This window comes from Dyella sp. RRB7 (assembly GCF_022761115.1).
GTDB lineage: Bacteria > Pseudomonadota > Gammaproteobacteria > Xanthomonadales > Rhodanobacteraceae > Dyella.
Map to the genome: position 1 here is coordinate 782,872 of NZ_JAKWJS010000001.1, position 11,889 is coordinate 794,760.

The following is an 11,889-nucleotide window of genomic DNA, read 5'->3' on the forward strand; positions in this document are numbered from 1 at the left end:
CCCCGACCCTCTCCCCGATGGGAGAGGGAGCAATTACAGGAGCAGGCGGCGGATGTCGCCCAGCTGCTGCGCGAGGAAGGAGGCGAAGCGCGCCGCCAGCGCGCCGTCGATGACGCGGTGGTCGTAACTGAGCGACAACGGCAGCAGCAGGCGCGGCGCGAATTCCTTGCCGTTCCACACCGGCTTGATCGAGGCCTTGGACACGCCCAGGATCGCCACTTCCGGCGCATTGACGATCGGCGTGAACGCCGTGCCGCCGATGCCGCCGAGCGAGGAGATGGAGAAGCAGCCGCCGGACATTTCGTTGGGGCCAAGCTTCTTGTCGCGCGCCTTCTTGGAGATCTCGCCCAGTTCGATGGCCAGGTCCAGCAGGCCCTTCTTGTCGCAGTCGCGGATCACCGGCACCACCAGGCCATCGGGCGTGTCCACCGCGATGCCGATGTGGAAGTACTTCTTGAGCACCAGCTTCTCGCCGCTCTCGTCGAGCGAGGCGTTGAACTGCGGGAATTTCTTCAGCGCCGCCACCACCGCCTTGATCTGGAAGACCAGCGGGGTGATCTTCAGGTCCTTGTTCTCTTCGCCCAGCTTCTTGCGGAACGCTTCCAGCTCGGTGATGTCGGCGTCTTCGTGCTGGGTGACGTGCGGGATCATCGCCCAGTTGCGCGCCAGGTTGGCGCCGGAAATCTTCTGGATGCGCGACAGCGGCTTCTCTTCGATCTCGCCGAACTTGCTGAAGTCGATCTTGGGCCAGGGCAGCAGGTTGAGACCGCCGCCCGCCGCCACCGGCGCACCGGTAGGACGCGCGCCCGAGGCCAGCGCGTGCTTCACATAGGCGCTGATGTCATCGCGCTGGATGCGGCCGCCACGGCCGCTGCCCTTGACCTGGTGGATGTCCACGCCCAGCTCGCGCGCAAAGGCGCGGATGGCCGGGCTGGCATACGGGGCATCGCCCGGCATGACGATGCCCGAGTCGAACGGCGGGCGCACGGTGGGCGGCACGTCGCCCTCGGGCGCATTGCCCGGCAACACGCTGCGGCCGCCGATGGGCGCGGGCTTTTCTTCCACCAGCGGTGCTGCCGCCACCTTGGCCGGCGCCGGCTGTGCTGCGGGCACCACGGCCGGCGCACCGCCAGCGGCCTCGACCAGGGCGATCAGGCTGCCTTCGGACAGCTCGTCACCCACCTTGACCTTCAGTTCCTTGACCACGCCCGCGAACGGCGCCGGCACTTCCATCGTCGCCTTGTCCGATTCGAGCGTGATCAAGCCCTGGTCCTTGGCGATGGTGTCACCCACCTTCACCAGGATTTCGATGACCGGCACGTCGGCGCTGCCGATATCCGGCACCCGCACCTCGCGCACGCCACCATTGGCGGCGGGTGCGGCGGCAGCCGGGGCGGGAGCGGGGGCCGGTGCGGCCTTGCTGGGGGCTTCGGCCTTGGCCGGCGCGGACTGCGGCGGCGCCGGGGCGGCGGCTGCGCCGTCCACTTCGATGATGGCGATCAGGGTGCCCTCGGAGGCTTCGTCGCCTACCTTGAGCTTCACTTCCTTCACCGTGCCCGCGAACGGGGCCGGCACTTCCATGGTCGCCTTGTCCGACTCCAGCGTGACCAGGCCCTGCTCCTTGGCCACCTTGTCGCCGGGTTTCACCAGCACTTCGATCACCGGCACGTTCTCGCTGCCGATGTCGGGAACGCGTGCTTCTTTGAGGTCGGCCATGGTTTCTCCTACGGATGGCGATGGCGTGCCGTGCGGGGATGACGGCCGCGTAAGGCATCAATCATAACGAACGACACCCGTTTTCGGTCGCTTTTGGATCGTTTTAATCCACCATTCGCATACGTATGCAGCGGCCTGGTGGCACGATTCGGCCCGGCTTCAAGCCGTTCGCCCCGGCAAGGAACCCTGCACCACCGTCAGCTCGCGCTGCGGATACGGGAGGCTGATGCCCTCGGCATCGAAGCGCTCCTTCACCGCGCGCAGCAAATCCGTCTGGGTAGCCCAGACATCGCCGCTGCGGGTATAGCCGCGCAGCACCAACACCACCGCGCTGTCGCCCAGGCTCTCCGTCCACACGCCCGGCGCGGGATCGCTCAGGATGCGCGCATCGGCCGCGTACAGCTCGCGTACCAGGTCCATCGCCTTGCCGATGCTGTCCTTGTAGCCGATGCCCACCTTCAACTCGAAGCGCCGCGTGCCACGGCGGTTGAAATTGATGATGGCTTCCGAACCGATCTTGGCATTGGGCACCACCGCCTCGCGGTTGTCCGGCATCACCAGCAGCGTGTACATGAGGCTGACGCCTTCGACCGTGCCATCGATGCCACCGGCGTGGACGAAGTCGCCCACGCGGAACGGGCGAAACACGATCAGCAGCACGCCCCAGGCCAGGTTGCTCAACGAGCCCTGCAGCGCCAGGCCAATGGCCAGTCCGCCCGCACCCAGCGCCGCCACCAGCGGCGCCGAAGGTACACCGGCCTGCTGCAGCGCCATCACGATCAGCAGGGCCACCAGCACGCCATTGATCAGGTTGCGCAGGAAGCCGCTGAGGGTTTCGTCGACATTGGCGCGGCGCATGGCGCGACGGGCGAAGTTGGCCACGCGCGCGGCCAGCCACAGGCCGATCAGCAGCATCACCACGGCGATGCTCACGTTGATGAGGGTGGTGATGGTGCCTTCGGAAAAATGCAGGCGCGCCAGGAGGTCGTGCATGGGCCAGGACTCGTGCGTGACAAAGCCGGGGATGCTAGCAGCCCATCGATCAAGGTTCCGTTGCCACCGCCGCAAGCGCCGCGCACAAAAAAGCCGCGCCAGGGGGATGGCGCGGCGCGGGATAGCGGCCATGCGCGGGCGCGGTGGCCGGGCGATCAATGCGCGGAATCGCCTCCAGCGGCGCGCGCCTGATCCGTGGCTGTAGCCAGCTTCTTGTGGTTGCTGTTGTCGTGCGTCAGCAGGACCAGCCGCGAGCCGTCCTGCAGGCGAAACTGCATCTGCTGCTGCAACTGGTCCAGCGAACCGAGCCGCGGGCACAGCGCGGCGGCGCGCTGGTCGAGCTGATCGGCGCGCGCATTCACTTCCTTGTCGATGGTGGCGTCGAGCGAATCGGCCCGCGCTTCCAGCGCCGCGACCTTGCCCTGATCGCCACTGAGCGCCGCCTTGACCGCGGCACCGGTCACCTTGCCGACCAGGTCGGAAACCGATGCCTGGATGCTGCCTTCGATCACATCGTCCATGTCGTGCTGCTTCCACACGCCCTTGCCCAGGCCGTCGTCGATGCGGGCCAGGGCCAGGCGATGGTTCTGATCGAGGCGGCTGACCATGTCCTGCCGCTCGTCATTGTTTTCGGCGAAGGTCAGCAGCACCGTGCGCATCGCGGCAAAGCCGATGTCGACACCTTCGCGCGCGATGCCCGCTACCTCGGGCAGCAGCGCGCGTACTTGCGTCTCGTAGGCGCGCAGGCGGGCGGCATCGCCCGCGGACACCGCCACCTCACGACCATCTACCCGCAGCTGGCCGTCGTGCATGAAGACGCGGCCAGGCTGGCCAGCCGTGCGCTGGAAGTCGATGCCGTCCGGCGTCACGCGCACGTCGTAATCGGTCGAGTAACCGCAGTTGCCATCACTGAAATGGATATCGCGCGCCTGCACCGCGCCGCCGAAGGCCACGCCCGCCGCCAGCGCCCAGGCCAACCATGTCTTGCGCATACCAGTGCCTCCCCAGGCTGCAAGCCATGCGAGCCGTCGCATGGCTTCCAATACACGATGCGCCGCATGGCGCGGCGCGACATGGGCCAGGTGTCATGCCCTGCCATCGGTCATGGCTCTGATCCATGGTTTTCCAGCCGCGGTTTTTTATGTCGCAGTGCGCATAGGCATCCTTGCCGGCACCCGCTAAGTTCGCTGCCCAGGGTTGACCATGTGGGGACGTGGGATGCGGGAGGGACGTGACGCCATCGTGGTAGGCGCCGGCCTGGCTGGGCTGGCGGCCGCCACCGAGCTGACCGATGCCGGCAAGCGGGTACTGGTGCTGGACCAGGAGCCGGAACAAAGCCTGGGGGGACAGGCGTTCTGGTCATTCGGCGGGCTGTTCTTTGTCGATTCGCCGGAGCAGCGACGCATGGGTGTGCGCGATTCGCATGCCCTGGCGCTGGCCGACTGGATGGGCACGGCCGCGTTCGACCGTGCCGAGGATCACTGGCCCAGGCGCTGGGCCGAAGCCTATGTGGACTTCGCGGCGGGCGAGAAGCGCCGCTGGCTGCACGCCATGGGCATGCGCTGGTTTCCGGTGGTGGGCTGGGCCGAGCGCGGCGGGCATGGCGCCATCGGCCACGGCAACTCAGTACCGCGCTTCCATGTCACCTGGGGCACCGGCCCCGGCGTGATCGAGCCGTTCGTGCGCCGCGCACGCGAAGCGGAAGCCAAGGGCCTGCTGCAGTTCGGCTTCCGCCACCGGGTGGATGAACTGATCGTGGAACACGGCGCCGTGGTCGGCGTGCACGGCCAGGTGCTGGCCGCCGATGGCGCCGAGCGCGGCAAGCCCAGTTCGCGCGATGAAGTGCAGGCCTTCGAACAACGTGCGCAGGCGGTGATCGTGGCGTCCGGCGGCATCGGCGGCAATCATGAACTGGTACGCCGCAACTGGCCCGAACGGCTGGGCCCGCCACCCGCGCATATGCTGTGCGGCGTACCCGCCTACGTGGACGGCCGCATGCTCGGCATCAGCGAAAATGCGGGTGCGCGACTGATCAACCGCGACCGCATGTGGCACTACGTGGAAGGCATCGAGAACTGGCATCCGATCTGGCCGATGCACGCCATCCGCATCCTGCCCGGCCCTTCTTCACTATGGTTCGACGCCACCGGCAGGCGCCTGCCCGGCCCGCTATGGCCGGGCTTCGACACGCTGGGCACGCTGGAACACCTGCGCCGCACCGGCTACGACTACAGCTGGTTCGTGCTCGACCAGCAGATCATCCGCCGCGAGTTCGCCCTGTCCGGCTCGGAACAGAACCCCGACCTCACCGGCAGAAACTGGCGACAGGTCGCCAAGCGCGCCGTCGGCAAGGGTGCGCCCGCACCGGTGGAAGCGTTCAAGCAGCATGGCCGCGACTTCATCGTGCGCGACACGCTGGAAGAGCTGGTGGCCGGCATGAATGCGCTGGCCGGCAACTCGCTGCTCGACGCGGCGCAGATCCGTCGGGAAGTGGAAGCCCGCGACCTGCAGTTCGACAACCCGTACGCCAAGGACGGCCAGGTCATGGCCATCCATAACGCACGACGCTATCGCGGCGACAAGCTCGTGCGCGTGGCCAAGCCGCATCGCCTGCTCGATCCGGCCAACGGGCCATTGATCGCCGTGCGCCTGAACATCCTCACGCGCAAGACGCTGGGCGGACTGGAAACCGACCTAGACGCACGCGTGCTCGGCCACGATGGCCAACCATTGCCCGGCCTCTACGCAGTTGGGGAAGCCGCCGGTTTCGGCGGCGGCGGGCTGCATGGCTATCGCGCCCTGGAAGGCAGCTTCCTGGGCGGCTGCCTGTTCTCCGGACGCATCGCCGGACGCGCGGCGGCAAAGGCGGTGGCATGAGCGAGCACGCCAAGCCCCGCATCGCCATCTACGGCGCCGGCAGCGTCGGCGGCTACCTCGGTGGGCGACTGCATGAGCATGCCCGCGTCACCTACATCGGCCGCCGCCGCGTGATCGACGCGCTGCGCCTGCGCGGGCTGGCGTGGAGCGACCTGCACGGTCACCGCGGCCACATCCCCGCCCGCGCGCTGGACCTGCAGATCGATCCCTTCGCCGCCGCCAAGGCGAATTTGATCCTGGTGACGGTAAAGTCCTCCGCCACCGAGGCCGCCGCGCGCGAGCTCGCCGGCGTGATCGCGCCCGGCGTGCCGGTGATCAGTTTCCAGAACGGCCTGCACAACACCGAGATCCTTCGCGCCGTGCTGCCCAGGCATCCGGTGCTGGCCGGCATGGTGCCCTTCAATGTCCTGCAGCGTGGGCCGGGCATCTTCCACCAGGGCTCCGCGGGCGAACTGATGGTGGAAGCGAACCATGCGCTGGCGCCGTTTCTTCCGCTGTTCGCCGCGGCGGGGCTGCCGTTATCCGCGCGCAACGACATGCCCGCGGTGCAGGCCGCCAAGCTGCTGCTCAATCTCAACAACGCGGTAAACGCGCTGTCCGGCCTGCCACTGCGGGAAGAACTGTCCCAGCGCGCGTGGCGGCTGTGCCTGGCGATGGCGCAACGCGAAGCGCTGGCGGTCTTCGCCATCGCCGGCATACGCCCGGCCCGGCTGACGCCGCTGCCACCCGGCTGGTTGCCGCGTGTGCTGGAAATGCCCGATGCCTGGTTCCGCCGGCTCGCCTCGCGCCTGCTGGCGATCGATCCGCTGGCGCGCTCGTCCATGTGGGAAGACCTCGAGGCCGGCCGGCCGACCGAGGTCGACGCCATCAACGGCGAGATCGTGCGGCTGGCCGCCATGCACGCCACGCAGGCACCGGTGAATGCCCGCCTGGTGGAATTGATGCGTGAAGCGGAACGCCAGCGACATGCATGGCGTGCCAAGCAGCTGCTGGAAGAATTGCGCGTCGCGTAGATTCATCCGCCACGCTCCGCGCAGCGGAGGGTAGCGTCATGACGCTCAATGGCTTTCTGCTTCGTACAGCTCGCGCCGCAGGTTGCGCAGCGATAGCGTCTCCCAGGCCGCCGCCACCACCAGCCACAGCGTGGTCAACGCCGCCAGCGAAAGCACGGACAACCTGGGCGCAGGTATCAGCAGCACCAGCAACAATGCCAGCCCCACCAGATGCGACAGCGGGAAGCGGGTGTGATTGACCGTCATCTTGAAAAGCGCGTTGCCCAGCAGGTACAGCGCCGGGCCGCCGATTAACACGGCCACCTGCGCCGCATCGGCAACGGCATGCGGGTGGCTCACGCTCAGCTCATCGCCCACGGCGCCCACCACGATGCCGGCGACAATCAGCAGGTGCAGGTAGGTATAGCCCAGGCGCGCGGTACGTCCCGGATCGGTCGATTCGCGGATCGAGCGGCTACCGCGTTCGGCGCCGATGTCGAAATAGATCCACCACATCGCCACACAGCCGACGAAGGCGATCACGAACGCCATCCAGGCATCGAGCGTGCGCGCGCCCTCCGCGAAACTGCTGCCGGTCACCACCACCGATTCGCCCAGCGCGATGATGACGAACAGGCTGCAGCGCTCGGCCATGTGGCCACCCTCCACGTCCCACTCGCTGGTGCTGGAACGCCCCAGGCCCGGCACGTAGAAGAACATCGCCGGCCCCAGGTACTCGATGGCGAGCGCGATCGTCCAGCAGGCCAGGCGCGCCTCGCCGGTGATAAGCCCGCCATAGATCCACAGCACGCCGGAAACCACCAGCCATGTCGTGATGCGATGGAAATTGCGCCGCGCCGCCAGCGGCGAATGCCGCAATGCCCAGAGCATGAAGCACGAGCGTCCCACCTGCATGAAGACATAGGCGCCCGCAAACATCAGCCCGTGCACGCCAAACGCCTCGGGCAGCGCCGTGGAAAGCAGCAAGCCCGCAAACATCAGCGCCAGCAGCAACAGGCGCACCGCCAGTCGCTCCGGGTCCAGCCAGTTGGTGATCCAGCCGGTAAATATCCATACCCACCACACCGCCAGGAACAGCAGCAGCACATGCAACGCACCGAACAGGCTCAGGTCACGCAACAACGTGTGGGAAAGCTGGGTCACCGCGTACACAAACACGAGATCGAAAAACAGCTCGATATTGGTGACCTTGCCGTGCATGCCGGCCTGGCGCGGACGCAGCAAGCTAGGGATGCTTACAGGCACTTCTGACATGGCACGACCTCCCTGGAGTCGCGCCCGTTATCGCATGAGTGGCCGCACCGTCGCCATCCTCCGCAGCGCCAAGCCCTCAGTCGCGGATGGCGCTGACCTTGCCATCGGCCACTACCACGGTGACCAGCCGGTTGCCCACGCGGTATTGCCACTGCTCGCCAGCGCTCTCCGCACGACCTGTCTTGCGCGGCTTGCCGCGACCCGTCGTGTGGGATGCCGCCTTGCCCCTGGACTTGTAGGTCGGCTTGCCCAGCAGCTCGACCACCCGGGCCGCACTGTCCCCCACCACCAGCACCTGACTGCCGACCCGCAACGTGCCGCTGCCCGCATAGGCCACGCACGCCGCCAGCAGGCCAATCAAACCAAGCATTCGACGCATGAGCACTCCCCTGCCCGCCGCCGCACCTCGTGTGCGGCGCTATTCACCTTAGCGATGAGGCAGAGAGGCAAGGCAGACGCTGCGGCCGCGCGTCGCTGTAGGACGCCAACCCGCGCAGCCGTGGCGCGCGGGCGGGCGATGCAGGCCCTGCTTAGCGGGTGCGGTCCTGAATGTCGGCGACCTTGCCGGCAATGATGGTGACGATGACGATGTGCCCATCGTCGCGCTGGTATTGCCAACGTTCGCCCTGGTAGCCGCCGAAATCGCTCTCCACCGGCTCCTTGTAATCAGGCTTGCCCAGCAGCTGCATCGCGCGCACGGCGCTATCGCCCACGGTAAGTACCTCGCTGCCGATGCGCAGCGTACTGCCGGCGTGCGCGGCCAGGCTCAACGACAACAGCAGGATGACCAGATAGCGGCGCATGATGAACTCCTTGTCGGTAAACGGCGGTACCGGAAACACCCGAAACGATCCATCACGTCGTGACGATGGCCGTGGACATCAAGCAGGACGACCGGCACCCGTGCAGCATTCAACCATGGGTGGTACCGGCCAGACAGTGCATGTCCCGATGGATGCCATGCAGCCGCGACAGCTGCACGCTGAGCACGCGCGCCGACTCGTCCGAGGCATGGGCCATCTGCTGCTCGAAGCGATGCAACAGCGAGCACTCGTTGCGCGCCAGACGATGCACCCAGGCCGCATCCCGGTTGGAAGCGAAGCCCGCCGTCACTTCGGCCAGCGCGCTGCGTATGGCGCCAGCGAGCGTGCCATGGCGGGCCGGCGAACGGCCGCTGGCATGAACCTGCGCCTGCAGGTCGCCGATCAGCACGTCGAGCGTCTGCAGGTTTTCCGTCAGCAGGGCTTGCAGACCGGGCTCGCGCACCTGGGTCAGTGCGCGCCGGTACAGGTCGCGATCATCGATGCCCCGGCGGATCAGGGCGTTGTAGTGCGGTATGCGAGCGTGCGACACGAGGTCGCCTCCTGAACTCCGGGGGGAACTGCGGTGACCATGCTGGTACTTCGCCACTTAGCGGAAGGTTAATCCCGGCGAAGCAGCCCCAACCCGCTCAGCCTGCGTTCTACTGCCCCAGCTGCAGCAGGTTCAGCGGCTGGCCACCGGCATCCCGCACGCCTTGTTGCAGCTCGGCCAGTCGCTGGATGGCCGGACACAGGGCCTTTACCTGCGGCGCCAGCGCCTGCATGCGCTGCTCCAGCCGCGGACGCAACTGGGTTGCCAGGTCGGTGGCGCTGTCACGCAGGTCGGCCGCCGCCTGCAGGTCACCGCTCATGGCCGCCTGCACGGCCTGCTGGCCCAGGTCATTGGCCAGCAACGGCAGCAGCTCGGCTGCCAACTGGTCGGCGTACTGGTCGGCCAGGTTGCCCTGCCAATCGTGGGTGCTGTTGCTGGCAGCAATGCGCTGCTTCAGCCCGGCCGCCCGCGCGGCCACGCGGCGATCGAGCTCGGCACGCGTATCGAGCCCCAGCGAGAGGCGAGCACCTTCGTCATGCACCGCCGAGGCCAGCAGGTCCACGCCCTGGACGGCCACCGCCTTGACGCGCGGCGCCAGCGCGCGCAGCTCCCGCTCGAACAGGGCCAGGCGATCCTGATCCTCCGCCCGCAGTGCCACGGCGGCGCCGTCGGTGCGCAGGCTGCCGTCGCGCAACTCGACCTGGCGCGGCGCCGGTTGCGGCCGATCGAACAACAGGTGATCCGGCGCCAGGGTCAGGTCATAGCTGCTGCTGGCGTGGCAGGTGGTGGCCAGGTCCTGCGCGGGAAGCGCCAGCGGAAGCAGCAGGAGCGTGAGGGCGACAGGCAGGCGGCGCATGCGCATGGAAGATCCGGTAACGACCATGCGGCAGCGATAACCGCCCGCGCCGCAACCGCCGCTGAACTCAGCGGCGCACGGGGCGCGGCCGAAACTGCGACCGCACCTGCGGTCGGCCCAGGTACCAGGCCAGCCACAGCAGTACCGGCACGGCCAGCGCCCGCAATGACAGCGAGACCATGAAGGTACGGCGCACGTGGGCGAACGCTGCCTGGTAGGCCTCATTGAGCGGCGTCTGCGCATTGGTCAGCGCAATCGCGCTACTGAAATCATGCCATTGCGACAGCGACGCCAAGCCACCCACCAGCCCCCAGGCAAGGGCCAGCGCCACCGCCACCACCTGCAGGGCGGGCCGCGCCCAGGCCTGGTGAAGGATGGCACCCGCGCAGACCACCACCGTCGCGAAGGCGGCGGTGAAGAAGCCTGCATCCCAGGCCAGCATGCGGTGCAGCTGGGACGTGGCATCGTCGCTCAGCGTGGCATGACCGCGCAGCGCATCCCACAGGTGCTGGGCGTGGACCGCGTTCTGCAGGCAGCCAAATGCGGCCAGCAACAACATCAGCCACACCAGGATGCGCCACGCTGCGAATCCGCTGGAACGGGCATCACCGCGCTTCACTTTCAAAAGCATCAGGAGGACGCCTTCAGCGTGTTGAGGTCCGCCAGCACCTGGGCGGAATTCTTCTCCGGGTCCACGTCCTGGTAGACCTTGGCGACCTTGCCCTGCGGATCGATCAGGAAGGTGGTGCGGCGTGCGTACTTGAAGCCCACCTTGGAAGTCAGCACCCCGTAGGCCTGCGCGGTCTTGCTGTCGGCATCGGAAAGCAGCGGGAACGGCACGTGGTACTTCGCGGCAAATTCCGCATGCGACTTCACATCGTCCAGGCTCACGCCCAGCACGTCGGCGCCGGCCTGGCGCAGCTTGGCGACATCGTCACGGAACGTGCAGACCTCGGTGGTGCAGCCGGGCGTGAAATCCTTGGGATAGAAGTACAGCACCAGCCAGTGGCCGCGGTGATCGGCGGGCGTCTGCCACTTGCCGTTCTGGTCCTGCAGGCGGAAATCGGGCGCGGCCTGCCCCACCTGCGGCAGCGCCGACGGCTCGTCGGCATGGACGGGAACGATGAACCCAAGCAGCACAACCAACATCATTAGCAGCGACAATCGACGCATGACGACACTCCGAAGGGTGGAAACCGGGAGCAGTGTACGCGCTGCCAAAACAAAGGGCGCCATAGGCGCCCTTTGCGGTCGAGCAACGGGGTCCGGTTACTGCTTGGTAATGGAGAACTGGCCCACCGAGATGCCCAGGTTGACGCCTTCGCCACTGCCATGCAGCGCCAGCGAAGTGGTGCCCTTGGTCAGCACCTGCGCCTCGCCGCTCTTGATCACGCCGGCCTCGGCGCTTGCCTGTGCATAGTCGCCGAACACGTCGTTGATGCTACGCACATGGGTGATATCGCCCTTGCCGTTGTCGATGCGGTACTTGCCTGCGGTCAGGCCACCGCCGTTCACGCTGATCTTCACCTTGGCGCGCTGGCCATTGCTGCAGACCACGGTGCCGCTGCCCGACGCGTGCTTGTAGATCACGGACCAGCCGGACAGGCTGAAACTGAGGTCGCACTTCACTTCAGCGTCGGCTGCCTGCGCCCGGGTGACCGGAAGCGCGGTCATCACGCCAGCGCAAGCCAGCACCAGGGCGGCCATTCCAAATGTACGCTTGATCATCGTCTTCTCCTTGGTTCGTGAGTGGGACTTCAGACAGCGACTGCTATTGTGAACAGCCATCCTGAACGCTTCGGGATACGTGCCTGGGTGCGTTCATCC

General features: G+C 67.2%; 13 protein-coding genes. 2 read left to right on the forward strand and 11 right to left on the reverse strand.

Annotated elements, in window-relative coordinates; all coding sequences use genetic code 11:
• Window positions 1–33: 33 nt before the first annotated feature.
• From aceF to MJ606_RS03625, 3 genes are all read right to left on the reverse strand, one after another.
• Window positions 34–1,716: a dihydrolipoyllysine-residue acetyltransferase gene (gene aceF / locus MJ606_RS03615; protein ID WP_243048032.1), complete on the reverse strand. Its 1,683-nt coding sequence runs from the start codon at window positions 1,714–1,716 to the stop codon at window positions 34–36.
• 159 nt (window positions 1,717–1,875) lie between these two features.
• A complete protein-coding gene (locus tag MJ606_RS03620) occupies window positions 1,876–2,709 on the reverse strand; it encodes a mechanosensitive ion channel domain-containing protein (RefSeq protein WP_243048033.1) in 834 nt (277 codons plus the stop codon).
• Between the two features lie 155 nt (window positions 2,710–2,864).
• On the reverse strand, window positions 2,865–3,701 hold the full coding sequence (locus MJ606_RS03625; RefSeq protein ID WP_243048034.1) for a DUF2884 family protein: 837 nt from the start codon (window positions 3,699–3,701) through the stop codon (window positions 2,865–2,867).
• Window positions 3,702–3,927: 226 nt separating this feature from the next.
• Here MJ606_RS03625 and MJ606_RS03630 point away from each other — a divergent pair, with 226 nt between their 5' ends.
• Together MJ606_RS03630 and MJ606_RS03635 are read left to right on the forward strand one after the other, a co-directional pair.
• Window positions 3,928–5,586, forward strand: coding sequence for an FAD-binding dehydrogenase (locus tag MJ606_RS03630; RefSeq protein ID WP_243048035.1), 1,659 nt, complete (start codon window positions 3,928–3,930; stop codon window positions 5,584–5,586).
• A complete protein-coding gene (locus tag MJ606_RS03635; protein ID WP_243048036.1) occupies window positions 5,583–6,599 on the forward strand; it encodes a 2-dehydropantoate 2-reductase in 1,017 nt (338 codons plus the stop codon). The genes MJ606_RS03630 and MJ606_RS03635 overlap by 4 nt, the downstream gene beginning before the upstream one ends.
• Before the next feature lie 45 nt (window positions 6,600–6,644).
• Here MJ606_RS03635 and MJ606_RS03640 read toward each other — a convergent pair whose 3' ends face one another.
• The 8 genes from MJ606_RS03640 to MJ606_RS03675 form a co-directional block, all read right to left on the reverse strand.
• Window positions 6,645–7,853 (reverse strand): low temperature requirement protein A, encoded by a 1,209-nt coding sequence (locus MJ606_RS03640; protein WP_243048037.1) that lies wholly within the window; start codon window positions 7,851–7,853, stop codon window positions 6,645–6,647.
• 76 nt (window positions 7,854–7,929) lie between these two features.
• Window positions 7,930–8,232 (reverse strand): DUF2845 domain-containing protein, encoded by a 303-nt coding sequence (locus tag MJ606_RS03645; protein ID WP_243048038.1) that lies wholly within the window; start codon window positions 8,230–8,232, stop codon window positions 7,930–7,932.
• 151 nt (window positions 8,233–8,383) lie between these two features.
• On the reverse strand, window positions 8,384–8,656 hold the full coding sequence (locus MJ606_RS03650; RefSeq protein WP_243048039.1) for a DUF2845 domain-containing protein: 273 nt from the start codon (window positions 8,654–8,656) through the stop codon (window positions 8,384–8,386).
• A 109-nt stretch (window positions 8,657–8,765) separates the two neighbouring features.
• Window positions 8,766–9,206, reverse strand: coding sequence for a PA2169 family four-helix-bundle protein (locus MJ606_RS03655; RefSeq protein WP_243048040.1), 441 nt, complete (start codon window positions 9,204–9,206; stop codon window positions 8,766–8,768).
• Window positions 9,207–9,315: 109 nt separating this feature from the next.
• A complete protein-coding gene (locus MJ606_RS03660) occupies window positions 9,316–10,068 on the reverse strand; it encodes a DUF2884 family protein (protein WP_243048041.1) in 753 nt (250 codons plus the stop codon).
• Between the two features lie 61 nt (window positions 10,069–10,129).
• On the reverse strand, window positions 10,130–10,693 hold the full coding sequence (locus MJ606_RS03665) for a hypothetical protein (protein ID WP_243048042.1): 564 nt from the start codon (window positions 10,691–10,693) through the stop codon (window positions 10,130–10,132).
• Window positions 10,693–11,235, reverse strand: coding sequence for a peroxiredoxin (locus MJ606_RS03670; RefSeq protein WP_243048043.1), 543 nt, complete (start codon window positions 11,233–11,235; stop codon window positions 10,693–10,695). The genes MJ606_RS03665 and MJ606_RS03670 overlap by 1 nt, the downstream gene beginning before the upstream one ends.
• Window positions 11,236–11,331: 96 nt before the next feature.
• On the reverse strand, window positions 11,332–11,790 hold the full coding sequence (locus MJ606_RS03675; protein ID WP_243048044.1) for a hypothetical protein: 459 nt from the start codon (window positions 11,788–11,790) through the stop codon (window positions 11,332–11,334).
• Between the last annotated feature and the right edge of the window lie 99 nt (window positions 11,791–11,889).

What these genes read in the sequence shown, in the direction of transcription:
- aceF (WP_243048032.1), bottom strand. Translation starts at nt 1,716, where the DNA reads ATGGCCGACCTCAAAGAAGCACGCGTTCCCGACATCGGCAGCGAGAAC.
- MJ606_RS03620 (WP_243048033.1), bottom strand. Translation starts at nt 2,709, where the DNA reads ATGCACGACCTCCTGGCGCGCCTGCATTTTTCCGAAGGCACCATCACC.
- MJ606_RS03625 (WP_243048034.1), bottom strand. Translation starts at nt 3,701, where the DNA reads ATGCGCAAGACATGGTTGGCCTGGGCGCTGGCGGCGGGCGTGGCCTTC.
- MJ606_RS03630 (WP_243048035.1), top strand. Translation starts at nt 3,928, where the DNA reads ATGCGGGAGGGACGTGACGCCATCGTGGTAGGCGCCGGCCTGGCTGGG.
- MJ606_RS03635 (WP_243048036.1), top strand. Translation starts at nt 5,583, where the DNA reads ATGAGCGAGCACGCCAAGCCCCGCATCGCCATCTACGGCGCCGGCAGC.
- MJ606_RS03640 (WP_243048037.1), bottom strand. Translation starts at nt 7,853, where the DNA reads ATGTCAGAAGTGCCTGTAAGCATCCCTAGCTTGCTGCGTCCGCGCCAG.
- MJ606_RS03645 (WP_243048038.1), bottom strand. Translation starts at nt 8,232, where the DNA reads ATGCGTCGAATGCTTGGTTTGATTGGCCTGCTGGCGGCGTGCGTGGCC.
- MJ606_RS03650 (WP_243048039.1), bottom strand. Translation starts at nt 8,656, where the DNA reads ATGCGCCGCTATCTGGTCATCCTGCTGTTGTCGTTGAGCCTGGCCGCG.
- MJ606_RS03660 (WP_243048041.1), bottom strand. Translation starts at nt 10,068, where the DNA reads ATGCGCATGCGCCGCCTGCCTGTCGCCCTCACGCTCCTGCTGCTTCCG.
- MJ606_RS03665 (WP_243048042.1), bottom strand. Translation starts at nt 10,693, where the DNA reads ATGCTTTTGAAAGTGAAGCGCGGTGATGCCCGTTCCAGCGGATTCGCA.
- MJ606_RS03670 (WP_243048043.1), bottom strand. Translation starts at nt 11,235, where the DNA reads ATGCGTCGATTGTCGCTGCTAATGATGTTGGTTGTGCTGCTTGGGTTC.
- MJ606_RS03675 (WP_243048044.1), bottom strand. Translation starts at nt 11,790, where the DNA reads ATGATCAAGCGTACATTTGGAATGGCCGCCCTGGTGCTGGCTTGCGCT.